Source organism: Micrococcus sp. TA1 (assembly GCF_014199555.1).
Lineage (GTDB): Bacteria > Actinomycetota > Actinomycetes > Actinomycetales > Micrococcaceae > Citricoccus.
This window is the reverse complement of sequence record NZ_JACHNW010000004.1, coordinates 86,331-108,608: the sequence shown is the minus strand read 5'-3', so window position 1 is coordinate 108,608 and position 22,278 is coordinate 86,331. Positions and strand designations below refer to the sequence as shown.

The 22,278-nt window shown below is 71.0% G+C and carries 19 protein-coding genes and 1 tRNA gene; 11 read left to right on the top strand and 9 right to left on the bottom strand.

What is annotated here, in order from left to right:
• Nucleotides 1-144: 144 nt before the first annotated feature.
• The 5 genes from GGQ69_RS14975 to GGQ69_RS14955 all read left to right on the top strand — a co-directional run bounded on the left by GGQ69_RS14975 (nt 145) and on the right by GGQ69_RS14955 (nt 5,333).
• Nucleotides 145-232, top strand: a tRNA-Ser gene (locus GGQ69_RS14975).
• A gap of 193 nt (nt 233-425) precedes the next feature.
• Nucleotides 426-1,787 (top strand): MFS transporter, encoded by a 1,362-nt coding sequence (locus GGQ69_RS14970; protein WP_183529980.1) that lies wholly within the window; start codon nt 426-428, stop codon nt 1,785-1,787.
• 98 nt (nt 1,788-1,885) lie between these two features.
• Complete coding sequence (locus tag GGQ69_RS14965) at nt 1,886-2,821, top strand: NAD(P)-dependent oxidoreductase (RefSeq protein ID WP_183529978.1); 936 nt, start codon at nt 1,886-1,888, stop codon at nt 2,819-2,821.
• Between the two features lie 32 nt (nt 2,822-2,853).
• On the top strand, nt 2,854-3,987 hold the full coding sequence (locus GGQ69_RS14960) for an alcohol dehydrogenase catalytic domain-containing protein (protein WP_183530053.1): 1,134 nt from the start codon (nt 2,854-2,856) through the stop codon (nt 3,985-3,987).
• Between the two features lie 131 nt (nt 3,988-4,118).
• Entirely contained in the window at nt 4,119-5,333 is a 1,215-nt protein-coding gene (locus GGQ69_RS14955; RefSeq protein WP_183529976.1) for a hypothetical protein, read from the top strand.
• A gap of 118 nt (nt 5,334-5,451) precedes the next feature.
• Here GGQ69_RS14955 and GGQ69_RS14950 read toward each other — a convergent pair whose 3' ends face one another.
• Both GGQ69_RS14950 and GGQ69_RS14945 read right to left on the bottom strand, forming a co-directional pair.
• Nucleotides 5,452-6,507, bottom strand: coding sequence for an isopenicillin N synthase family oxygenase (locus GGQ69_RS14950; protein ID WP_183529974.1), 1,056 nt, complete (start codon nt 6,505-6,507; stop codon nt 5,452-5,454).
• Nucleotides 6,508-6,581: 74 nt separating this feature from the next.
• Nucleotides 6,582-7,490 carry a haloacid dehalogenase gene (locus GGQ69_RS14945; protein ID WP_183529972.1) on the bottom strand — a complete coding sequence of 303 codons (909 nt, stop codon included), beginning with the start codon at nt 7,488-7,490 and terminating at the stop codon, nt 6,582-6,584.
• 145 nt (nt 7,491-7,635) lie between these two features.
• Here GGQ69_RS14945 and GGQ69_RS14940 point away from each other — a divergent pair, with 145 nt between their 5' ends.
• Nucleotides 7,636-8,334: a LytR C-terminal domain-containing protein gene (locus GGQ69_RS14940; protein WP_183529970.1), complete on the top strand. Its 699-nt coding sequence runs from the start codon at nt 7,636-7,638 to the stop codon at nt 8,332-8,334.
• A gap of 46 nt (nt 8,335-8,380) precedes the next feature.
• On the opposite strand, the gene GGQ69_RS14935 is transcribed toward GGQ69_RS14940, so the two are convergent.
• The 3 genes from GGQ69_RS14935 to GGQ69_RS14925 are packed head-to-tail and all read right to left on the bottom strand — an operon-like array spanning nt 8,381 to nt 14,291.
• A complete protein-coding gene (locus GGQ69_RS14935) occupies nt 8,381-10,522 on the bottom strand; it encodes a hypothetical protein (RefSeq protein WP_183529968.1) in 2,142 nt (713 codons plus the stop codon).
• Nucleotides 10,522-12,669, bottom strand: a complete 2,148-nt coding sequence (locus GGQ69_RS14930) for a hypothetical protein (protein WP_183529966.1) — start codon at nt 12,667-12,669, stop codon at nt 10,522-10,524. The genes GGQ69_RS14935 and GGQ69_RS14930 overlap by 1 nt, the downstream gene beginning before the upstream one ends.
• 47 nt (nt 12,670-12,716) lie before the next feature.
• Nucleotides 12,717-14,291 carry a DASS family sodium-coupled anion symporter gene (locus GGQ69_RS14925; protein WP_183529964.1) on the bottom strand — a complete coding sequence of 525 codons (1,575 nt, stop codon included), beginning with the start codon at nt 14,289-14,291 and terminating at the stop codon, nt 12,717-12,719.
• A 266-nt stretch (nt 14,292-14,557) separates the two neighbouring features.
• Here GGQ69_RS14925 and GGQ69_RS14920 point away from each other — a divergent pair, with 266 nt between their 5' ends.
• The 3 genes from GGQ69_RS14920 to catA all read left to right on the top strand — a co-directional run bounded on the left by GGQ69_RS14920 (nt 14,558) and on the right by catA (nt 17,654).
• Nucleotides 14,558-15,508 carry a LysR substrate-binding domain-containing protein gene (locus GGQ69_RS14920; protein WP_183529962.1) on the top strand — a complete coding sequence of 317 codons (951 nt, stop codon included), beginning with the start codon at nt 14,558-14,560 and terminating at the stop codon, nt 15,506-15,508.
• Entirely contained in the window at nt 15,505-16,608 is a 1,104-nt protein-coding gene (locus GGQ69_RS14915) for a mandelate racemase/muconate lactonizing enzyme family protein (protein ID WP_183529960.1), read from the top strand. Before GGQ69_RS14920 ends, GGQ69_RS14915 begins: the two co-directional genes overlap by 4 nt.
• A gap of 155 nt (nt 16,609-16,763) precedes the next feature.
• Entirely contained in the window at nt 16,764-17,654 is an 891-nt protein-coding gene (catA, locus tag GGQ69_RS14910; protein WP_010144050.1) for a catechol 1,2-dioxygenase, read from the top strand.
• Nucleotides 17,655-17,760: 106 nt separating this feature from the next.
• Here catA and GGQ69_RS14905 read toward each other — a convergent pair whose 3' ends face one another.
• From GGQ69_RS14905 to GGQ69_RS14890, 4 genes are all read right to left on the bottom strand, one after another.
• The gene (locus tag GGQ69_RS14905) at nt 17,761-18,390 is read right to left on the bottom strand and encodes a hypothetical protein (protein ID WP_183529959.1); all 630 of its coding nucleotides are present in this window, start codon (nt 18,388-18,390) and stop codon (nt 17,761-17,763) included.
• A 131-nt stretch (nt 18,391-18,521) separates the two neighbouring features.
• Complete coding sequence (locus GGQ69_RS14900) at nt 18,522-18,929, bottom strand: DUF3052 domain-containing protein (protein ID WP_183529957.1); 408 nt, start codon at nt 18,927-18,929, stop codon at nt 18,522-18,524.
• Nucleotides 18,930-18,982: 53 nt separating this feature from the next.
• Nucleotides 18,983-19,138 (bottom strand): hypothetical protein, encoded by a 156-nt coding sequence (locus GGQ69_RS14895; protein ID WP_183529955.1) that lies wholly within the window; start codon nt 19,136-19,138, stop codon nt 18,983-18,985.
• A gap of 105 nt (nt 19,139-19,243) precedes the next feature.
• Nucleotides 19,244-20,362 (bottom strand): YihY/virulence factor BrkB family protein, encoded by a 1,119-nt coding sequence (locus GGQ69_RS14890; RefSeq protein WP_183529953.1) that lies wholly within the window; start codon nt 20,360-20,362, stop codon nt 19,244-19,246.
• A gap of 90 nt (nt 20,363-20,452) precedes the next feature.
• Between GGQ69_RS14890 and GGQ69_RS14885 the strand changes: the two genes are divergently transcribed.
• Both GGQ69_RS14885 and GGQ69_RS14880 read left to right on the top strand, forming a co-directional pair.
• The gene (locus tag GGQ69_RS14885; protein WP_255459781.1) at nt 20,453-21,133 is read left to right on the top strand and encodes a YoaK family protein; all 681 of its coding nucleotides are present in this window, start codon (nt 20,453-20,455) and stop codon (nt 21,131-21,133) included.
• A 10-nt stretch (nt 21,134-21,143) separates the two neighbouring features.
• Nucleotides 21,144-22,268, top strand: a complete 1,125-nt coding sequence (locus tag GGQ69_RS14880; RefSeq protein ID WP_183529951.1) for a DNA adenine methylase — start codon at nt 21,144-21,146, stop codon at nt 22,266-22,268.
• The last annotated feature ends 10 nt before the right edge of the window (nt 22,269-22,278 follow it).

Here is a 22,278-nt window from a genome sequence, read left to right as displayed (position 1 = left end):
GCATACCAGCGTCCGGGCGACGGGCCGACGCCGAGGCCGCCAGAGCGCCCGGCCGGCCTCGATTGGTCCCGGGGCCCGGATGTCAGGTACGATGAATCCTGCTCTTGCGTCGGCTGCCCTCGTGCGGCCGGCCGGAGCGACTGAGGAGGATTCGCCTAGCGGCCTATGGCGCACGCCTGGAACGCGTGTTGGGTTAACGCCCTCGGGGGTTCAAATCCCCCATCCTCCGCCAGTGGCGGCGGCCCCGACCGGACATGATCCGGCCGGGGCCGCTTTTTTTGTGCCCGGATTCGTCCGGGAAACCTGAACAACCTGTCAACTGACCAGGCTTTGGCTTACTCTGTGACGGTCATCACGTGTGCCGTGGAGACAATCACATCGCATCGGTCGTGGCCGTGGGGCCACCCTGACGAAGGAGTACCGGCATGAGCGCCGTGGCCGAATCGAGTTCAGCACACCACCTGGACAGGAAGAACCTGCGTCGGGTGGTGACCGCATCCATGGCCGGCACGGTCGTGGAATGGTACGAGTTCTTCCTCTACGCCACTGCGGCGACCATCGTCTTCAACAAGATCTTCTTCCCGGCCGGCGGCAGTGAACTGGACGCGATCATCAACGCGTTCCTCACCTACGCGGTCGGCTTCGTCGCCCGGCCGATCGGCGGCATCGTCTTCGGGCACTTCGGGGACAAGTACGGCCGCAAGGGCCTGCTGCAACTGGCCATCATCCTGGTCGGCGTCACTACCTTCCTGATGGGCTGCCTGCCCACCTTCGACGCCGTGGGGTACGCGGCCCCGATCATGCTGGTCATCCTGAGGTTCTTCCAGGGATTCGCCGTCGGTGGGGAGTGGGGTGGCGCCGTCCTGCTGGTCTCTGAGCACTCACCGGACAAGGAGCGCGGCTTCTGGGCATCCTGGCCCCAGGCCGCGGTGCCGATGGGAAACCTGCTGGCCACCGTGGTGCTGCTCGTCCTGAACGGCGTGCTCTCCGAGGAGGACTTCCTGGCCTGGGGCTGGCGGATCGCGTTCTGGCTGTCAGTGGTGATCGTGGCCGTCGGGTACTACATCCGCACCAAGGTCACCGACGCCCCGATCTTCCAGGAGGCCAAGGCCGAGCTGGAGCAGAACGCGAAGGCCGGCTACGGCGTCATCGAGGTCCTCAAGCGCTACCCCCGCGGTGTGTTCACGGCCATGGGCCTGCGCTTCGGGGAGAACATCCTCTACTACATGGTGGTGACCTTCTCCATCACCTACCTCAGCACGCAGCTGGACATGGAGACCGGGACCATCCTGCGGTTGCTGCTGGTCGCCCACGTCATCCACTTCATCGTGGTGCCGCTCGTCGGACGCATGACCGACAAGGTGGGCCGGCGCCTGCCGTACGCGATCGGGGCCACCCTGATGATCGGCTGGGGCTTCCTGGCCTTCCCGATGTTCAACACGAAGAACGAGTGGATCATCCTGTTCACGATCATCCTGGGCCTGATGGTGCACGCCCTGATGTACGCCGGCCAGCCGGCCATCATGTCCGAGATGTTCCCCACCCGCATGCGGTACTCCGGGGTCTCGCTCGGCTACCAGGTGACCTCGATCGTGGCCGGTTCGCTGGCCCCGATCATCGCCACCACGCTGCTGCGTGACTTCGGCAGCTGGGTCCCGGTGTCCATCTACATCGCCATCGCCGCGGTGGTCACCCTGATCGCCGTGGCGGTCGCCCGGGAGACCGTCGGGTCCTCCCTGCACGAGCTGGACGACGTGGACCGGCAGCGGCTCGCCGCCGGGGACTGACCGTGCGGCATCGTGGCCGGTCCGGGCCCCCCCTTCCGCCAGGGGGCCCGGACCGGCCATGCTGTCCATGACCCACAACACACGAGGCAGGAGCAGCGATGACGCGCTACGCATGGATCGGGCTGGGCAACATGGGCGGGCCGATGGCCGCCAACCTGGTCGCCGCAGGGCATCAGGTCCGAGGGGTGGACCTGAACGAGCAGGCGGCCGCCGCGGCCGCGGAATCGGGAGTGGAGGTCGTCGGTTCCATCGCGGAGGCCGTCCGGGACGCCGAGGCGGTGTTCACCATGCTGCCCAAGGGCGAACACGTCCGTGCGGTGTTCGACGGACCGGACGGGATCTGGGCCCATGCCCCGAAGGACGCGCTGCTCTGCGACTCCTCCACCGTGGACATCGAGACCAGCCGGTGGTGCCACGAGGAGTCGGAGGCGCGGGGCTTCGCCTTCGCCGACACCCCGGTCTCCGGTGGCACCTCCGGGGCCGCGGACGCCACGCTGTGCTTCATGATCGGTGGCGAACCCGCCGCCGTGGAGCGGTCCTCCGAGCTCGTGGGGCCCATGTCCGGGAAGGTCATCGCCGCCGGCGGGCCGACCGCGGGGACCGCTGCCAAGATCTGCAACAACATGATGCTGTTCATCACCCTGATGGCGAACTCGGAGGGCAGCCAGCTCGCGGCCCGGCTCGGCCTGGACCCGAAGGTGTTCTGGCAGATCGTCTCCGTCTCCTCGGGCCGCAGCTGGTCCCAGCAGACCTGGTACCCGGTGCCGGACATCATCCCGACGGCGGCCGCCAACAACAACTTCGAGGCCACCTTCCGCGTCGACCTGGCCGCGAAGGACGTCGGCCTCGCCCTGGCCGCGGGGGCGCAGACGGGCGTCCGGCTGCCCGCGGCCCAGCTCATCGCCTCACAGCTGCAGGAGCTGATCGACGAGGGGTACGCCGACCGGGACTGCTCCCTGGTGGCACTGCTGTCCACGCCGGACGGTGTCCTGGACGGCTTCACCCCGGACGCGTCCGAGGCCGGCGGGCGATGAACGCGGCGTCCTCCGGCTCCCGGCCCGGCCCGATCACCATCCGCGGGGCCGTGCTGGAACGTATCGGGGCGGAGCGCCCCTATGCGCGGTCAGTGCCGTTGCGGGTGCAGGAGCTGACGCTGGACCCGCCCGGCCCGGGGGAGCTCCTGGTGCGCATCGAGGCGGCCGGGCTGTGCCATTCGGACCTGTCGGTCGTGGACGGCAATCGTGTCCGCCCGGTGCCGATGCTGCTGGGCCACGAGTCCGCCGGGACCGTCGAGGCGGTCGGATCCCAGGTGGACGACGTCGCGCCCGGGGACCGCGTCGTCATGGTCTTCCTGCCGCGCTGCGGCGAGTGCGCCGAGTGCCGCACGGAGGGACGGCTGCCGTGTGCGCGCGGATCGGCGGCCAACAACGCCGGTGAGTTGCTGGGCGGTGGACGCCGGCTGCACCGGGCCGCAGGGGACCAGGCCGCGGGCACGTCCGCGCTGGAGGACGTCCATCACCACCTGGGCGTCTCCGGGTTCGCCACCCACGCCGTGGTGGACCGCCGCTCCGTGGTGCCGATCGGGGCGGACGTGCCGGCCGGCGTCGCCGCCGTGCTGGGCTGCGCCGTGCTCACCGGAGGCGGTGCCGTGGTCAATGCGGCGCGGCCGGGGCCGGAGGACGACGTCGTCATCGTGGGCCTCGGCGGCGTGGGCATGGCGGCACTGCTGGTCGCCCGCGCGCTGACGTCCGGGACGGTCACGGCCGTCGACCAGCAGGAGTCGAAGCTGGACCTGGCCCGTCGCCTCGGGGCGGACCGGGCCCTGACGCCGCGACAGGCCGAGGAGGCCGGCATCCGGGCAGGGGCCGTCGTCGAGGCCGCCGGTCACCCGCGCGCGTTCGAGACCGCGGTGCGGCTGACGGCCCCGGGCGGGACGACGGTCACGGTGGGGCTGCCCGCGCCGGACGCGGTGGCCGAGATCAGTCCGCTGGTGCTGACGGCGGAGGCCCGCACGATCGTGGGGTCCTACCTGGGCTCCGCGGTGCCCGCGCGGGACATCCCCCGGTTCGAACAGCTCTGGCGCGAGGGGAGGCTGCCCCTCGAGGAACTCATCTCCGGCACGATCCGGTTGGAACAGGTCAACGAGGGCATGGACCGGCTGGCCGACGGGCTGGCGGTGCGGCAGGTCATCGAGTTCTGAGCTGCTGGGCCTGTCGGTCCGGCCCTCACGCCTCACTTCCCCGTCTGACCTCGGCGGATGGGGGCAGAACACGTGGAAGACAGGTGTGTGTCCTCCGCGGGTCCCGGTCGGGCCTGCGTCAGGATGTCCTCATGTCTCGTATCTCATGGAAGACCCAGCGCGTGCTGGGCGGCGCCGCACTGGCCTGCACCCTCCTGCTCACCAGTGCTGTTCCGGCCCTCGGGGCCGTGCCCTCCTCAGGAGCCTCGTCACCAGCCGTCCCGGCGGCCCTCATCCACCAGGCCGTCACAGCGCCAGGAACCACGACGGCGAGCGTGACCGCCGCACCGGGGGAGCTGGTCGCTGCCACCCCCCGGATCACCGGCGCTCCGCGCGTCGGCGAGAAGCTGACCGCGATCGTGGGCTACTGGACGCCCGGTACCAGGACCACGTACCAGTGGTACCGCGCCGGCCAGCGCATCACCGGTGCCACGGCCAAGACCTACACCGCCACGGTGCACGACATGGGCAAGGCGCTGACCGTCGCGGTCACCGGTTCCCAGGCCGGGTACACCACCAGGACGGTCACCTCCGCTGCCTTCGGTCCCCTCGCGGCCGGCGTGCTGACCGCTCCGGTGCCGAAGGTCCCCGCCGCACCGAAGGTGGGTCAGAGGCTCACGGCCAGCGTGGGGAACTGGACGGCCGGCACGGTCCTGAAGTACCAGTGGTACCGCAACGGCTCGGGCATCAAGGGCGCCACGGCCAAGAGCTACACCGCCACGGCGTCCGACCGCGGCAAGGCGCTGACGGTCAAGGTCACCGGGTCCAGGATGGGCTACGCCACCAAGTCCGTGACGTCGGCGAAGTCGAGGGCCGTGGCCGCCGGAACGCTGAAGACGGCCGTGCCGAAGGTCTCCGGCACCGCCAAGGCCGGGATGAAGCTCACGGTCAGCCGCGGCAGCTGGACCACCGGGACGAAGCTGACCCAGCGGTGGTACCGCAACGGGGCCGCCATCTCCGGAGCCACCGGGACCGCCTACACGCTGAAGTCCGCCGACGCGGGCAGGACCATCACCGTGAAGGTGACCGGGTCCAAGGCCGGCTTCACCACGGTGACCAGGACCTCCGCCGGCGTGCGGGTCCAGGCCGCGGCCAGGCCGGCGGCGAAGCCCACACCGAAGCCCGTGTCCACCCGCACGGCACCGCGCGGGAAGAGCTGCCCGTCGACACATCCGATCAAGGGCAACGCCGACTCCGGTATCTACCATGTGCCCACGGGGTCCTACTACAGCCGGACCACCCCGGAGGAGTGCTTCAGGACGGAATCCGCCGCCAGGGCCGCGGGGTACCGCAAGTCCCTGCTTTGACCACGTCTCATCCTGCCTGAACGACCGAGGACCCGCCGTTCCTGATCATCCCGATCAGGAACGGCGGGTCCTTCGCGTCGTCGGGGCGTGACGGGCACTCCGCCCGTACGCCGGTGGGTCACCGCCCGGCGAGCTCCGGGTGGAACTTCTCCGTCACCTTCGGGTGCGCCCGCACGAAGCCCTTGAGCATGTTCGAGCCGAAGGAGGCCAGCATCGGGTTCTCGGGGTCATCGGAGACGCCACGGGCCTGGGCGGCCAGCTCCGCCGGCAGCTCCACGGGGTCGATGACGGCGTCGAGGCGGGGGGAGTAGAAGAACGGCACGGAGTACCGGTCCACACCCTCGTCCGGGGCCTGGGCGCGGTGGATGGTGGCCATCAGATAACCGTTGGTCGCGACCTCCAGCATCTCGCCGAGGTTGACCACCAGGGCGCCGTGGATCGGCTCGACCGGCAGCCACTCGTCCTGTCCGTAGGGACGCACCTCGAGCCCGCCCACCATGTCCTGCAGCAGCAGGGTGATGAAGCCGTAGTCGGCGTGCAGCCCCACGCCCTGGGTCCCCGCCTCCTTGACGCCGCCGACGTAGTGGGCCAGCTTGGCCATCCAGGCGCGGTCGCCGGAGAACGGCTCGGCGAAGTGGTCCTCGTCCAGCCCGATGGACACGCACAGGGCCTTCAGCAGATCCTCTCCGACCCGGTCCATCAGGGCGGTCCACGCCATGGCGGTCTGCTCCAGCTCCGGCATGTCGGCGGGCCACTGGTTGGGGCCCTGCAGGTGCCAGTACTCCTCACCGGGTCTGATGTGCTCGGCCGGCACCGGTTCGCGGTGGGGAGAGAAGTCGATCTGCTCGCGTGAGTCCGGGCGGCCCTGGGTGCGCTCGGCGCCGAGGGAGGAGTAACCCCGGTAGTGCGGGGAGTTCTGGTTGTGCAGGGCCAGCTTCTCCTCGTCCGGGCGGGCGAAGAACTCGGCGGTCACGCGGAACAGCTCGTCGACCTGTCCCTCGGCTGCACCGTAGTTGACGATCTGGAAGAACCCGACGTTGTGCGCCGCGTACCGCAACCGGTCCAGGAACTCGGGGGCGAAGCCCCCGTCGGCCGAACGCATGGTGGACAGGTCCAGGACGGGGATGTCCAGCGCGGCCTGTCCGGCCGCGGAGTCGGGGAGAGCAGGTGTCATACCACTAGTGAACGACGCCGGACCCTCCGGTGCGGGGCACGTTGCCTTCCGCTACCCCGGGTGACGTCATCCCGTCACGAACTGGACCCGGGGGTGCCGATGGTGTTCAATGCCCACTCCAGCAGCGCCTGGCCGGTCACCTCGTGGACCCCGTCGGCCGGGCCGAACCCCGATGCGGACAGGTCCCTGCTGGTCAGCACGGGGTATGGGGTCTCCGGGATGCCGTCCGCGGGCCGGGCGTCCACGTGGACGACGTCCGCCCCGTGGCCGTGCAGCCAGTCGGCCATCGCGTAGTCGGTCCGGGAATCACCACAGGTGAACCAGCGCACGGGCAGTTCGCCGTCGGCCGAGATGAGGTCCCAGGAACGGGAGGCCCCGAGGTCCTTGCCGCTGCTGCGGTGCTCGACGTCCGAGGAGATGATCGTCGGGTCGAGCTGGAACCCGTCCCCCGCTGCCTCCGCGTCCAGCAACCGGCGGACCCGGTCGTCGAACCGGGCCTGGTCCCGGTGGTAGCGCTCCAGGGACTCGCCCACGTTCATCTCCGCGGAGAACATCGCCAGCTTCGTGTCGTCGTAGAACATCGTCGCACCGAACTCGTCCTGCACCAGCCGGGCCAGGCGGGACTCGAGCTCCTCCGGCAACCGCATGCCGTCGTCGACCACCAGCCAGTCCGGCACCCCGGCGCGGCCGCCGATGTCCGGCAGGTCGCCGTCAGGAAGATCAGCGAAGGAGAACCGCACGGCGCCCTTCTCGCAGACCGCATGGAACCTCGCATCCGCCGGCAGGCCCGCCCGGCGCAGGGGTTCCGCCAGTTGCCGGGCCACGAACTCGGCCGAGCGGCCCGTGTTGAACACGACCGGATCGCCGCGGCGTGCCAGGGCCACCAGGGCGGTCAGGATCGCCTCCGGGACCCGTCGGGTCTTCGGGGAGGCGATCGGCCCGTCCACGTCGAGCAGGAATCCAGCGGAGGGGAGGGTGCGCATGGCCCCAGCCTAGGTCCACCCGGGGCCCGGCCCGCGCGAACCGGCCTCGTCCGGTCACCCACGGACCGCGGTGGTGGCATTCGGACTCGGCACCTCATCTGGGGTGTAATGGTCGTCACGGTCCGCGATCGCTGAAGGAGTGCGCATGGGCAGTGCGGGGGGAACCGACGGGCGGCATCCGGGGGGCTCGCGACCGCAGGAGTCGTTCCGGGATGACCCGCGGATCGAGGAGGACGGCCGGCGGATCTTCACGGAGGACGACCTGGACGGGTACTTCCGTGCGGTCGACCCCCGCCTGCTGGCGCGCGACCGCCGCCGACGGCACCGGCGTCACGGCCTCGTGCTGGGGCTCCTGGCACTGCTGGTGGCCGGACTGACCGTCATCGCCGTGCAGGTGTTGCGGGGCGAGTGGGCCATCCCTGGCTGGGAGGCGGCGCCTCCGGGAGAACCGCTGCTGTGCCCGGCCGGGACGTTCGGCTACGCCAAGGAGTCCCCCGTCGCGGTCTACAACGGCACCACCATCGGCGGCCTGGCCGGGGACGTGGCCAACGCTCTCGAGCAGCGCCGGTTCATCATCGACGGTGTCGGCAACAAGCGCTTCTCCACGTCCAGCATGGTGGCCGTCATCCTCTCCGGTCCGGCCGGCCGGGAGACCGCCCTCGCCCTCCAGCGGAACATCGAGGGTTCCGTCTACCGGCCCGACGACCGCCAGGAGGACACCGTGGACATCATCATGGGCACGAAGTACACGGGGCTCGTGCCCGCCGCGGACGTCGACCCGAGACCGGGGCCCCTGGACTGCCAGCGGCTCGAGACCGAGGCTGCGGGGGCCGTCCGCGACTGAACGACGGTGCGCGGAGGGAACCGCGCCGCGCCGGTGGTCAATCCTGTCACCGTCCGCCGCGGAGATTCCGCGCCGAGCGCAGGGCACGGCGGGCCAGGCGTCGCAGGTGCGAGGCCGCACCGGTGGCAGGCGTGTGTTCCCGGGGCGCGGGACCGGTGGCGGCGGGACCGGGAACGGCCGCTGCCGCGTCGCGGGGTACCCGGCGGACGGGAACGGGGCCGGTGATGCCGGCACCGGCCAGGGGCAGGAACGCCATGAGCGTGCCGGCGTCACCGCGTGCGTGGGACAACGGTCCGCCCGAGGCCAGGGACGTGCGGGCACGCCCGGCCGTGGGCTGGAACCACTCGGCGAGACCGGCGTCACCGGCCACCTGGAGCCCACCGTCCACGAGGGCTCCCACCTGGGCGTGGATGCCGGCGCCCTCCGGTACCTGCTCCGGGGCGTGCGCCAGGTAGTGGTCGAGCCGGTTCTGCGCCCACCGTTCGAAGACCGGAGCAGGACCGTTGACGACGTCGGCCGGGGCGCCGAAGGCGCGGACCACATGGCGCTCGGCCGGGTCCAGCGGCCCGCCCGCGGCGGCCAGGACTGCCTCGATGGTCTCCGGGGCGATGGACTTGGCCGGGTGGTCGTAGGGGGCCGCGGCCAGGCGGGGGTCCAGGACGGACAGCACGGCGGCGGTGAGTGAGCGGTTGCCGGGACCCCGGGACCAGGCGGGGCCGACCTGCGGCGGCGGGGCGACCGCGGACCCCTCCGGGGCGTGGGCCAGGGACACCAGTTGGCGTTGCATGAGCGGGCGGGGGCCGAGCATGTTCTGGATCGCGAACCGGCCACCGTGGATGGAATTGCGCACGCCCAGGTAGTGCCACTCCGTCGCGTGCGGCCCGTCCTCCGGGTCGATCCCGACCTCGTGCAGCACCTCGGAGGCGGAGACTGCCACGGCCGCGGCCAGTTGTGGGTCGGAGGCGGCGATCTCGGCGCGCAGGGCGGGGATGGACCGCCAGCCGTAGGCGCCCTTGTGCACGCCGGCCCCGTGGCCGCTGACCGTGAAGAACCCGGCACCGCCCACCCGGAACGAGGGCAGTGCCAGCTGATGGTTCAGTCCCAGGGAGTCCAGCAGCCAGACGGACAGCGGCGAGGCGAACTTCTCCAGGACGGGACGCGGTGCCGGCCGCCCCCCGGCGCCCACCGGGAAACCGAAACGATCGGAGAGGGCCTGCACGGTGTCCGCGTCCGCGCGGTTGGCGCGACCGAGGTTGGTGGTGTTGTACACCGTCACGTCCGAGGAGGGATCGGCCATGAGGGTCGCGGCCAGCACCAGCCGCGAGTCCACGCCGCCGGACAGCGCCACCCGGACGGAGGTCCCCGGGAACGCGGCCCAGGCCTGCGCCAGTGAGGCGGTCCGGGCGGCGGCCCGGCGGACCTGGTCACCCCATGAGCCGCTCACCGGGGCGAACACCTCGGGCCACGGGGACTGCTCGGTGCGGGCGGACCCGGCGCCCTCGGCGCTCACGGGCACGGCCAGGCAGGCGGCCGGCGGGAGCATCCGGACCTCGTGGCACAGGGTCGTGGTCGAGAGGGGGTGGTTGGCCATCGTGTTGGACCAGGCGGAGGCCAGGGCCGCGGCGGTGTCCACCGTGACCGGCAGGCCCAGGGCGGAGCGCAGGTCCACCAGCAGCGGCCAGGAGTCCGAGAGGGCCGCCAGGCCCGCTCCGGTGGTGTAGAGCAGGGGCAGTTGCCGGAAGAAGTCCGTGGTGGCGGTCAGGCCGTCCGGTGCCGCCTGCACCAGCAGGTGACAGCCATCCCAGTCCGCACCGGGGCTCGGGGCGATGGTGCCTCGGGCCGGTGCCGACCGGCGGTGCCAGTCGGCGAGCCCACCCGCGCCGAAGACCAGGGCGGTTCCCTCCGGGTCCTGGGCGTAACCGCGGAACAGGGTCACCCCGTGGCGGCCCATCGGGACCGTCCCCCCGGTGCCGTCAGTGCCGTCGGTGCCCGGTCCGGCGGGACCGGCGGGACCGGAGGGGGCCGAGGTCAGGAGGTCCCGCCGTGCCGCCCGGGCCACGTGGTGGAGGCGGGCCTGCCCGCCGGGGAAGTCCACCACCAGGTGGTCGTGCGCGTCCACGGGGCCCAGCCAGGCGGTGAACCGCTCCTCGAGGGCGCGGGGCACCACGGCGGTCAGGTACGTGGACATCAGTCGCGTCCCCGCAGGCCGCGGACGAGGCGCCCGGCTGCGCGGCGGGTGAACCGTGCCACCCGCCTGCCGGCCTGTTCGGGGCTGGCGAGGACGGGCGGCCGGACCCCGCTCGGTGAGCCCGCACCCGGAGTGGACGGGGTGGAGGGGCGGGCCGGGGTCCGCGGAGGCACGGGGCTGTCCAGGGGGGCGTCCGCGAGGGGCAGGAACGTCATCAACCGCCCGAACGAGCCACGCTGATGACCCATCGGCACCTTCTCCTGCAGCAGGGTGGCAGCGCGTTCCGCGAGTGGTCCGTACCACTCGGCCAGTCCGGCGTCGGCGGCGATCGCCCCGCCCCGGGCGACCAGGGGCGCCACGGAGGCACGGTCCGCGTCCACGGTGTGCCCCCAGGTCCGGGACAGGGACTGGAACGTCTCCGCCGCGCCGTGGTCGACGTCGGCCGGGACGCCGTACGTGGCCAGGGGCCAGAGCTCGCCGTCGGACAGGGGCCCGCCGACGACGCCCAGGATGGTGTCCAGGGTCTCCCGGTCCACGTCCTTCTGGGGGTCGTCGTAGGGCAGGGCGGCGAGTCCGGGGTCCAGCAGTGCCGTCAGCACGGTGGAGATGGAGGTGTTGAGCCGCGGCGCGTTGGAATCCGGATGCTTGCGCAGGGCGGCGGGCAGCGAGCGGGACGAGTCCGCCGGTACGTGGGCGAGCCGCCCCAGGTCCCGCTGCATCAGCGGCGGGCTGCCGAAATAGGTGGACAGGGTGAAGCGACCGCCGTGCAGGGCGTTGCGCAGCCCGATGTAGTGCCATTCGCTCGAGTCCGGGGACCGGGGATCCACCCCCACGGATCTCAGGTACCCGCGGCCCAGCGTGCCGGCGACGGCGCCCACACCCGGGTCCCACCGTTCCAGGCCCTCGGCGACGTCCATGAAGGGCCGCCACCCGTAGGTGCCCTTGAAGAGTCCTGCGCCGTGGCCGGTGAGCGTGTAGTGCCCAGGGCTTCCCACGCGGGGACTGGGCAACTGCAGCCGGTCGTGCAGGCCCAGGGAACCGGTCATCCAGACCAGGAAGCGATTGCGGTACCGGTGCAATTGGGGCGCAGGGGCCGAGGGGTTGTTGCCCAGCCGCAGCCCGGTGGCCTGTGCCAGGCCCTGGACCACGTCGTAGTCCCGCGAGGTGGCCGCGGCGGGTGCCGCTGTGGTCAGCGTGGTCGACTGCTGCTCCGGGTCGGCCCGCCGGGCCGCGGCCAGGACCGCCCGCGAGTCCGCGCCGCCGGACATGGACAACCGGAGGGAACCGCCGGGCAGGTCCCTCCAGGCGCGCAGCACCGAGGCCATGGACGCCGCGCCCTGACGGACCGTCTCCGCCCACGCCCCCGAGGGCTCCGCGAAGATCTCCGGGAACGGGGCCTGGTGCACGCGGGGCTCGTCGGCGCCCTCGGCCGTCCAGCGGACCGCGACCTGGGCGCCCACGGTCGCCATGCGGACCTGGGTGCAGGCGGTGCTGGTGTCCAGGGGGTGTTCGGTGATGGCCCGGTCGGTGGCCATGGCACAGACGGTCGCGGTGTTGATGCTGACGGGCAGGCCCAGGGCGGTGCGCAATCGGACCAGTAGTTGCCAGGAGTCCGAGAGGGCGAGCAGTCCGTTGCCGGAGGTGTAGAGCAGCGGCAGCATCCGGAAGAAGTCCGTGTGCGCGGTCAGTCCCTCGGGATCCCACGCCACGGCCAGGTGCGTCCCCTCCCATTCGCGACCGTGCCGGCCACCGATGAGGCCGGATCCCGAGTCGTACACCGCGTCCGGGTCCCTCTCGGCGAGGGCCGCGGCACCGGCGCCGCCGAACACGAGGGTGTCCCCTGCGGGGGACTGGGCGTAGCCCCGGAACAGGGCTCCGGCCGGGGCCCGCCCGGGCCGCGGGGGCACCAGGTCGGCGGTGGCCGAGCGGCCCACGTGGTGCAGTCGGACCCCGGTGCCCGGGAGGTCGATCGCGAGGTGCTCACCGGCACCGGGCGCGAAGGCCCAGGTGCCGGTTCCCGTGACGTCGGCCGGGGCCGGGTCCGCGGAACCACGGGGGCTGCCGTCGGTGGGAACGTGAGGGGACAGCCACGCCTGGAATCGCTGCTCCAGGTCCCGGGGCACCACCGCGGTCAGGTAGGTCGTCATACAGTCATGCTTTCACAGCGTGCCGGCCCCGCCGTGGTGCCCTGCGGTCACATCCCGTCCGGGAACACCAGCGGCACCAGCGTGTACATGACCACCATGATCAGCGCCAGGGAGATCACGTTGAGCCAGACCCCGGCGCGGACCATCTGCTTGATGGAGACCTCACCGGAGCCGAAGGCCACCGCGTTCGAGGGGGTGGCGACGGGCAGCATGTAGGCCGAGCAGACGGCCAGGGTGACGGCGATGGTCATGAACAGCGGGTCCATGCCCAGGCCCACGGCCACGGCGCCGAAGATCGGGAAGAAGGCCGCGGCGGTGGCGGTGTTGGAGGTCAGCTCGGTCAGGGCCAGGCTGACGATGATCACCACGAGCATCACCAGCCAGGGCGGAACGCCGGTCAGCCCGCTGACCTGGCCGCCCAGCCAGTCGCTGAACCCGGTGGCGGTGAACATGGCGGACAGGGACAGGCCGCCGCCGAACAACAGCAGCAGGCCCCACGGGATCTCCTTGGCCGCGGACCAGCGCAGCAGGGCGGTGCCGCCGGGGTCCACGGAGCGCCGCTGGGCCGGCACCAGGAAGCAGGCGATCGCGGCGGCCATGGCGACCTGGGTGTCCGAGATCGAGCCCAGGAACGGCAGCGTCTCGGCGACGGCCGGGATGCCGGCGATGAACGGGACGGCGACCCAGAAGAAGATGGCCAGCAGGAAGATGATGCCGACACGGCGTTCCGGGGTGGTCATGGTACCCAGCGCGGCCAGTTCCCGGCGGATCATCTCCTTGCCACCGGGGATCTCCTGGACCTCGGCGCGGAACACGATCTTGGTCAGCACCAGCCAGGCGATGAACAGCATGACCAGGGCCCACGGGACACCCACGAGCATCCAGTGGCCGAACTGCAGGTCGAAGCCGTGGGCCTCACCGAGGTAGGCCTTCATCAGGGCCATCGGGGGCTGGCCGATCAGGGTGGCGGTCGAGCCGATGGTCACGCCGTAGGCGACGCCGAGCAGCATGGACGCGGCGAACTTCGTGCCGGCGGCCTCGCGGTCGACCGAGCGGACCAGTTGGAGGATGGAGACCGCGATCGGCACCATGATCACCGCGGTGGCGGTGTTGGACACCCACGCCGAGATGAACGCCGAGGCGGCCATCAGCCCGAAGACGATCTGCGCCGGCTTGGTGCCGACCGCGCGGATGGTCAGCAGCGCCACGCGCAGGTGCAGGTTGGACTTCTCCGTGGCCAGGCCGAGGATCACCCCGCCCATGACGAGGAACACCACGGAGTCCGCGTACGGCGCCGCCACCTCCTTCATGGACGCCATGCCGAACAGCGGGAACAGCACCAGCGGCAGCAGGGAGGTCACCGGGATGGGCGCGGCCTCGGTCATCCACCAGATGGCCATCCACAGGGCGCAACCGGCCACGGCCCGTCCCTCGAAGGACAGCGACGCCGGCAGCACCAGGGCCAGCACCAGGCCGGCCACCGGCCCCAGGGCGAGCAGCCACCAGTTGCGTTTCGCGCCGGAGTCGAGCGCGTCGCGTTGCTCGGTGGCCTCGGCGGCTGCCGGGGAACCGGGCGCCTCGGACGGGCGGAGGTCCCGCGCGTCGGTGGGGGAAGTCGTCATGGTCAATGCCTCGAGTGTTCGGATGGAGAGTATGGAGTGGGATCTGCCACGTCTGAATCGGTGAACCGTCACACCGTACTGGGATGAATGACGACCGTGAAGTACACATTCCACGCGCATTGAGAGGCTTATCGTCCTAAAGTAGGGCGAACCGGTCTTTCCCCTGTGATGGAGGCCATCCCTACGCTGGACCGGTACCACCGGGCGAATGGACACTCGTCCACCCGTGAAGATGCCCCGGGATGGCCAGTATGAAAGGAGGCGCCGTGGACCTGCGCCAGATGCGCTACTTCGTGGCCGTCGCCGAGGAGCGGCACTTCGGCCGCGCCGCCGACCGCCTGCACATGGCCCAGCCTCCGCTGTCCCAGCAGATCAAGCAGCTCGAGGCCAGTCTCGGGACGCAGCTGCTCGAGCGCACCACCCGCAAGGTCGACCTGACCGAGGCCGGCCGCCTCATGCTCGAGCGCGCCCGCCAGATCCTGGCGGACGTCGAATCCCTCAAGAAGGACGTCCAGGAGGTGGGGGCCGGGGCGGCGGGCGTGCTGCGCATCGGGTTCGTCGGCTCGGCCACCTACCGGGTGATGCCGGCCGTCGTCCAGCTGGCCCGCCAGGAGCTGCCCGGTGTGCGGCTGCACGTGATGGGGGAGATGCTGACCCCGAACATCGAGCAGGGCCTGCTGGAGAACCGCCTCGACGTGGCCGTGCTGCGGCCCCCGGTCCAGTCCGCCGAGGTCGTGCTGGACCCGCTGGAGGGCGACTCGCTGGTCGTGGCGTTGCCCCCCGCGCATCCGTTGGCCGCCGGCAGCGGCCCCCTGGCGCTCTCGGCGCTGGCCGGGGAGGAATTCGTGGGGTACCCGCCGGCCTCCGCCGTCGCCACCGTGTCGTTCGAGGCCTGCCGGAAGGCCGGCTTCCGGCCGCGCGTCGTGCAGGAGGCCACCGAGACCTCCACCCTGCTGGCCTTCGTGGGCGCGGGCATGGGACTGGCCCTGGTGCCCGATGGCGCCCGCCGCGCCACCTCCGCCTCGCCCGTCGTGTACCGCGAACTCACCGAGGGGCCCGAGGTCGGCCTGGCCCTGGCCTGGAAGCGGGGGAGCCGGTCGCTGCTCATCCCGGGTTTCCGGGCCCTCGCCCACCGGGCCGTGGAGCAGGTCCGGCGGTCCCCGGCGAACCAGCAGACCGCCCCGTCATCCCACCCAGTCGCCGAGGAGGCACCATGAAGATCACCGGCATCGAGGCCATTCCCTACGCCATCCCGTACACCCACCCACTGAAGTTCGCCTCCGGGGCGGTGGAGACGGCGGACCATGTCCTGGTGCGGATCCACACGGACGAGGGTCTGGTCGGCGTGGCGGATGCCCCGCCGCGGCCCTACACCTATGGCGAGACCCAGGTGTCCATCAAGAACGTGGTGGAGGAGATCTTCGCCCCCCAGGTGATCGGGCTGGACCCCTTCGACCGGGAGAAGGTCCACGCCGTCATGCGCCGGACCATCAACAACCAGGTGGCCAAGGGCACCGTGGACATCGCCCTGTGGGACCTGGCCGGCAAGGCCCTGGGGATGCCGGTGCACAAGATGCTGGGGGGCTGGACGGACTCGATGCGCGTCAGCCACATGCTCGGTTTCCGGCCGGCACAGGAGCTGCTCGAGGAGGCCCAGCGGTTCGGCGAGGAGTACGGCATCACCACGTTCAAGCTCAAGGTCGGCCGGCGCCCCCTGGCCCTCGACATCGAGGCCTGCCACGTGTTGCGGGACGGGCTGGGGGGTGACGTCGAGATCTACCTGGACGCCAATCGCGGTTGGACGGCCAACGAGGCCATGCAGGTGCTCGAGGGGACGGCCGGGCTCGGGCTGACCCTGCTCGAGGAGCCCTGTGACGCGAAGGAGGCCATGAGCCGGCGCCGTCTCGTGGAGAAGTCTCCGATCCCCGTGGTGGGCGACGAGTCCGTGCCGACGGCCGGGGACGCGTCCCGCGAGCTGCTCTCCGGGGGCTGCAACGCCATCTGCATCAAGACGGCACGATCCGGTTTCACCGAGGCCACCGAGATCCTCGGGCTGTGCACGGGCCTGGGCGTGGACGTGACGATGGGCAACCAGATCGACACGCAGGTCGGCTCCCTGGCGACCGTCACCTTCGGTGCCGCCCACGAGGCCACCTCGCGCCGGGCCGGTGAGCTGTCCAACTTCCTGGACATGAGCGACGACCTGCTGGCCGAGCCGATCACGATCACGGACGGCCGCATCGCGGTACGGGACCTGCCCGGCGTCGGGGCCGAGATCGACGACGAGAAGCTCAGCACATACCGCACCGACCGCTAGTCAGCCGGATTCACACCCTTGGCGTCTCAATGGTGACGTAAACAGACTTTCCGCTTGACCCGCGCCATCCATAGGCTGGACGCAACAATGTGACCGGCAGCACGGCGCGGACGACGTGATCCCCACCACCGATGCACCACGATGAAGGAGAAACCATGACCCCCCAGGAGCAAGCCACCGCAGCCGCCTCCGGCGCCGCGGCCACCGACCGGTTCCGCCAGTCCGGGAAGACCGCGGCGGTCGAGGCCGATCAGGCCCGTGTCAACGAGCTGGCCTCGGCCCTCGTGCAGGCCGCCAACGACATCATCCTCGAGAAGAAGGTCACCTACCCCGAGTTCAACGCCCTCAAGGCCTGGCTGATCAAGGTGGGCGAGGACGGCGAGTGGCCGCTGTTCCTGGACGTGTGGCTGGAGCACTCCGTGGAGGAGGTCGCCACGGAGCACCGTGAGGGCAACAAGGGCTCCATCGAGGGGCCGTACTACATCCCGGACGCCCCGCGCCACGAGACCGGCAAGGGCAAGCCCGCCACCATCGACATGCGCCCGGACGAGAAGGGCACCATGATGCTCTTCCAGGGCCAGGTCACCAGCACCGAGGGCAAGCCCCTGCCGAACGCCAAGATCGAGCTGTGGCACGCGGACGAGGACGGCTTCTACGCCCAGTTCGCCCCCGGCATCCCGGACTGGAACCTGCGCGGCACCTTCATCGCCGACGAGGAGGGCTACTTCGCGATCAGGTCCCTGCAGCCGGCCCCGTACCAGATCCCGACCGACGGCGCCTGCGGCCAGCTGATCGCCGCCGCCGGCTGGCACGCCTGGCGGCCCGCGCACCTGCACCTGAAGGTCTCGGCCCCCGGCCACGAGCTGCTGACCGCCCAGCTGTACTTCCCGGGTGATCCGCACAACGAGGACGACATCGCCACTGCGGTGAAGCCCGAGCTGATGCTCGACCCGAAGCCGGCCGCGGACGGCGACGGCGTCCAGGTCGACTACGACTTCGTCCTGGATCCGGTCTCGGACGAGACCCCGGCGCACCTGCGCGTCTGATACTGCGGAACGGGAGGACCGGCGTCGCCGTGAGGTGACACCGGGAACCCGGTTCCGGGAACGGGAGGCCCCGCAGGCCTGTGGCCTGCGGGGCCTTGTCGTGTGGTCAGTTCCCCGAGACGAGCGGGCGGATGCCGCACAGCCGCATGGCCTGCGCGTAGGCCTCGGTCATCTGCTCCTCGGCCTCCTCCGGGGTCTGCTTCCTGGTCGCGGACTGCGCGTGGAGTGCCGGCAGGGGGAAGACCTTGATCGCCTTGCTGTCCAGGATGGTCCCGCCGATCGTGGCCGAGAAGGCCTTGATGAGCTTCTGGGCCTCCCCGCCGTGGGCCATGATGGCCACGACCCGGGGAACCAGCTTGAGGAACCGGTTGAAGGGCTTCACGCCCGCGGCGATCTGGTCCTTGGTGAGGTTGATCGCGAAGTCGTCCTGGGTCCAGGGGTGGACGGTCCATGGGACGGCATAGCGCGGTGCCAGTCCGGCGCCCTGGAAGACGCGGAGCAGGCGCTCGGAGGTGTCGTCGTCGTTCTCGTGGGAGAGGAACCCGGAGGCGGTGCCCGGTCCGGGGGCCGCCGTGAGCACGAGGATCCGGGCCTCGTCCACGTCGTATCCCGGGTCGACGTACGGTACGGGACCCTTGTCGGGGTCCTTCAGCGACTCGCAGAGCTGGGTGATCGGGGCGATGTTCTCCGCGTGCAGGTTGTTCTGGGCTTCAGTGACGTAGGCGGGATCGGACATTCGGCGCATGGGTACAGTTCCCTGAGTCGTCGGAGCGCGGACCGGCGAGTGCAGGCCAGCGTGCCCCCAGTCTACGAGTCGGCCAGGGGGCGTCCGCTGCGGGCCGCCGCGCCCGGTGGGACGAACCGCCGCTATCGCGCCGGCGTGGTCTTGACGCGCACCGAGGACCACTCCCCGGACAGCGGGACGTTGGCGTTGAGCGTGTGCCCGCGCCCTTGGAGGTCCTTCCAGATGGAGTCCCGGTTGATGTCCGAGCGCCCGCCCTTGGGGTAGCCGATCCACAGCACCCGTGCGCCGAGGGCCGGTTCGAGCCAGTCGTCCAGGACGCCGTCCAGCGAGCGCTGGTCCTGGGCGAAGAGCACGACGGCGGTGGCCTCGCCGATCTCCTGGGTCACGAGCACGTCCGCGGGCATCGGGTCGAGCAGGGCGTGCAGGCCTTGGTGGCCCCCGCCCAGGTACAGGACGTCTCCGGGCTTGATGAAGAGCTTCTGGGCCGTCGTCTTGGCGGGTGTGGCGGGCTGGTTCGTCGTCTCGGCCATGGCTGCATTGTGCACCGGCACTATGACGGACCGGAGCGAGGGTACGGCCGCGATCAGGCCACCGTGGCGCGGGTCATCGACGGGGACACCATCGACGCGGAGGTGGGCGGGCGCACGGAGCGCATCCGGTTGCTCAACGCCGGCATCGGCAGGCCGATGCCGCGCGTCAGGCCGAGGTTGAGAGGAATCGCCAGCGGCAGCAGGCGCACCCCCTCCCGGCACCCGGCGCAGCGGTCCTGCACCGGGTACCGGGCCGCCGTCGTGGTGCCGGGTCCCGCCGGACGGGGCGGGACCCTACCCCTCAGGACGGGGCATCACTCCTTCTTGTCATCCGACTCCCCGCCGTAGGCCAGCCGGAGGACGCGGCCGTCGGCCTCGAGCTTGTCCCGAGCCTCCCTGGCCTTCTCCACCTTGTCCGTGCTGCGCGGGGGCAACTGGATCATCTCCTCGGCCTGGATGCCCGCCTGGAGCTGGCGGGCGCGTTCCATCTCGGCATCGATCTCGGCGCCGAGCAACAGGACGATGTTGAAGATCCAGAGTGCGAACAGCAGGGCCATCACCGTGCCGATCGCCCCGTAGGAGCTGTAGCCGGCGAAGAAGCTGAAGTAGATGTACAGCGCGACACCGGCCAGGCCGATGCCGACGATCGCCACGACGGCGCCGATGCTGACCCAGGTGAACTTGGGCTGCTTCACGATGGGCGTGAAGTAGTACAGGACGGCGATCATGGCGATCACCAGGGCCAGGATGACGAGCCACTTCACCCAGGCCCAGACGGGCAGGAAGGTCTGGGTCAGGAACTGCAGCATGTCCGTGAGGCCGAGCGGTTCGGCGAGGGGGCCCAGCACCCCGGACACCAGGGCCTCGTTCAGGGCGAGGGAGACGAGGATCAGCACCACCCCGACGAGCAGGACCAGGGTGACCAGCAGCATGGACACGACCTGCTTCACGAAACCGCGCCCTTCCTCGACGCCGTAGATGGTGTTCATGCAGCGGGAGAAGGCCTTCACGTAGGCCGAGGACGACCACAGGGCCGTGGCGATACCGATGATCAGCGCGATCACGCCTCCGCTGGCCGAACTGGTCATCGTCTCCACCAGGTTGACCACCAGCGCCTGGTAGTCGGCGGGGACGTACTGCTTCACCAGGTCTTCCACCAGGGCGGTGACGGTCTCCGCGTTGTTGGCCAGCACGAGCGTGATGATGGAGAAGATCGCCAGCAGTGCCGGGGCCAGGGACAGGACCGTGTAGTAGGTCAGCATGGCGGCCAGGTCGGTGCCGCCGTCGGATCCGAACTCCTTGAGGGCCCGTTTGAGGGCGTACTTCCGGCTCGCGCCGTTCAACTTCGGAGGACTGTCCGGTTTCTTGTCGCTGTCCGGCGCCGGGGCGTCGGCAGCCTCCAGTGTCGCGTCGATCGGGTCCTTGATGGGCACGGTACGTCCTCTCGTTGTTCCATCGTTCCTCCACATCTAACCCACCCGTCCCCGGTAAAGTCGAGTCGTCGACCAGAAGGGAGCAGGCCGTTGGCGGGATCACTGACGCCCCGGGAAGGGGTGCTCGCGGGGATCCTGACCGCCACGGCCGGCTTCGTGGACGGGGTGGCCTTCATCCACCTCGGCGGGTACTTCGTGTCGTTCATGTCCGGGAACTCGACCCGGGCAGGCGCCGACATCGCCCAGGGGGACCCGCTGGCCTGGGCGAAGGCCATGGGTCTCGTCGCGTTCTTCGTGGCCGGCGTGGTGATGTCCTCCCTGGCCGTGCACCTGCGCTCCTCGAGAGGGGACCGGCCGGAGCCTGCCGGGCCCCGGTCGACCGCCGTCTGGGTGTCCATGGCGTTCCTGCTGCTCGCGGCCCTGATGTCCCTGGTCCCGGTGCTGAGGGTGGCCGTCCCTCCCGCGGTGGCCGCCGGCATGGGTGCCGTCAACGGCACCTTCACCCGCGGCGGCGAGGTGACGGTGGGACTGACCTATATGACGGGGACCCTGGTGAAGACCGGACAGCACCTGGCGCTGGCCCTGACCGGGGGCAACCGGGTCGTCTGGCTGCGGTTCCTGGCCCTGTGGGCGGCGATCGCCCTCGGATCCGCCATCGGTGCCTTCGCCTATCTCGCCTGGGGACTGGGAGCCCTGTGGGTCGCCGTGGTCCTGCTGGCCGGGATCGCCGCGATGCTCGACCTCCGCCGGCACCGCGGCGCGGTGGACTAGGTTCGAGGTCATGATCAAGTACCTGGGCTCCAAGCGGGTCCTGGTGCCGGTCCTGGGGGCCATGGCGGAGGCGGCCGGGGCGCGCACCGCCGTCGACCTGTTCTCCGGGACCACCCGGGTGGCCCAGGAGTTCAAGCGGCGCGGCATCCACACCACGGCCGCGGACCGGGCCACCTACACCGGCGTGCTCGCCGGCTGTTACATCGCCACCGACGCGCGGGCCGTGGACCGCGAGCACCTCGCCGCGGTCCTCGCGGACCTCCAGGCCACGCCGCCGGTGCGCGGGTACGTCACCGAGACCTTCTGCGAGCAGGCGAGGTACTTCCAGCCCAAGAACGGGATGCGCATCGACGCGATCCGGCAGCGGATCGAGGACGAGCACGCGGGCACGGACCTGTACCCCGTCCTGCTGACCTCGCTCCTGGAGGCCGCCGACCGGGTGGACTCCACCACCGGGATCCAGATGGCGTACCTGAAGGACTGGGCCCCGCGGTCGATGCGGGACCTGGAACTGCGGGTGCCGGTGCTGCTGGACGGGCCCGGGGCCTCGGTCACGGGGGACGTCATGCAGACCGTGGGCATGCTGCCGGCGGTGGACCTCTGCTACGTGGACCCGCCCTACAACCAGCATCGGTACTTCGCGAACTACCACGTGTGGGAGACCCTGGTCCGGTGGGACGCCCCCGACCACTACGGGGTGGCCTGCAAGCGGGTGGACGTGCGCGACGACGAGACCCGCAGCGTGTTCAACTCCCGGCGCACCATGCCGGCAGCGCTCGCGGACGTGCTGTCCCGGATCCGGGCGAGGACCGTGATCCTGTCCTACAACGACGAGTCCTGGATCACCGTCCCACAGATGGCGGGCATGCTGCGGGACTCCGGGCACGAGGCGGTCGAGGTCTTCGCCTTCGACTCCAAGAGGTACGTGGGGGCCCAGATCGGCATCCACAACCCGGCCGGGAAGAAGGTGGGCGCCGTGTCCCACCTGCGCAACACGGAGTACGTGTTCGTGGCCGGCGGGGCACAGGCCGTCCGGGACGTCGCGGCCGGGCTGGCCGACGGTGCCGGCGGTCAGCGTTCCCGAGTCCTGGACCGCACGGCGGCCGCCCTCGGTACGCTGTCCACAGGCCCGTAACGGCACCCGT

Coding starts and splice junctions, on each gene's coding strand:
- GGQ69_RS14940 (WP_183529970.1), top strand. CDS start 7,636: ATGGGCAGTGCGGGGGGAACCGACGGGCGGCATCCGGGGGGCTCGCGA.
- GGQ69_RS14930 (WP_183529966.1), bottom strand. CDS start 12,669: ATGACGACCTACCTGACCGCGGTGGTGCCCCGGGACCTGGAGCAGCGA.
- GGQ69_RS14925 (WP_183529964.1), bottom strand. CDS start 14,291: ATGACGACTTCCCCCACCGACGCGCGGGACCTCCGCCCGTCCGAGGCG.
- GGQ69_RS14970 (WP_183529980.1), top strand. CDS start 426: ATGAGCGCCGTGGCCGAATCGAGTTCAGCACACCACCTGGACAGGAAG.
- GGQ69_RS14965 (WP_183529978.1), top strand. CDS start 1,886: ATGACGCGCTACGCATGGATCGGGCTGGGCAACATGGGCGGGCCGATG.
- GGQ69_RS14900 (WP_183529957.1), bottom strand. CDS start 18,929: ATGGCCGAGACGACGAACCAGCCCGCCACACCCGCCAAGACGACGGCC.
- GGQ69_RS14905 (WP_183529959.1), bottom strand. CDS start 18,390: ATGTCCGATCCCGCCTACGTCACTGAAGCCCAGAACAACCTGCACGCG.
- GGQ69_RS14955 (WP_183529976.1), top strand. CDS start 4,119: ATGTCTCGTATCTCATGGAAGACCCAGCGCGTGCTGGGCGGCGCCGCA.
- GGQ69_RS14945 (WP_183529972.1), bottom strand. CDS start 7,490: ATGCGCACCCTCCCCTCCGCTGGATTCCTGCTCGACGTGGACGGGCCG.
- GGQ69_RS14950 (WP_183529974.1), bottom strand. CDS start 6,507: ATGACACCTGCTCTCCCCGACTCCGCGGCCGGACAGGCCGCGCTGGAC.
- catA (WP_010144050.1), top strand. CDS start 16,764: ATGACCCCCCAGGAGCAAGCCACCGCAGCCGCCTCCGGCGCCGCGGCC.
- GGQ69_RS14880 (WP_183529951.1), top strand. CDS start 21,144: ATGATCAAGTACCTGGGCTCCAAGCGGGTCCTGGTGCCGGTCCTGGGG.
- GGQ69_RS14935 (WP_183529968.1), bottom strand. CDS start 10,522: ATGTCCACGTACCTGACCGCCGTGGTGCCCCGCGCCCTCGAGGAGCGG.
- GGQ69_RS14915 (WP_183529960.1), top strand. CDS start 15,505: ATGAAGATCACCGGCATCGAGGCCATTCCCTACGCCATCCCGTACACC.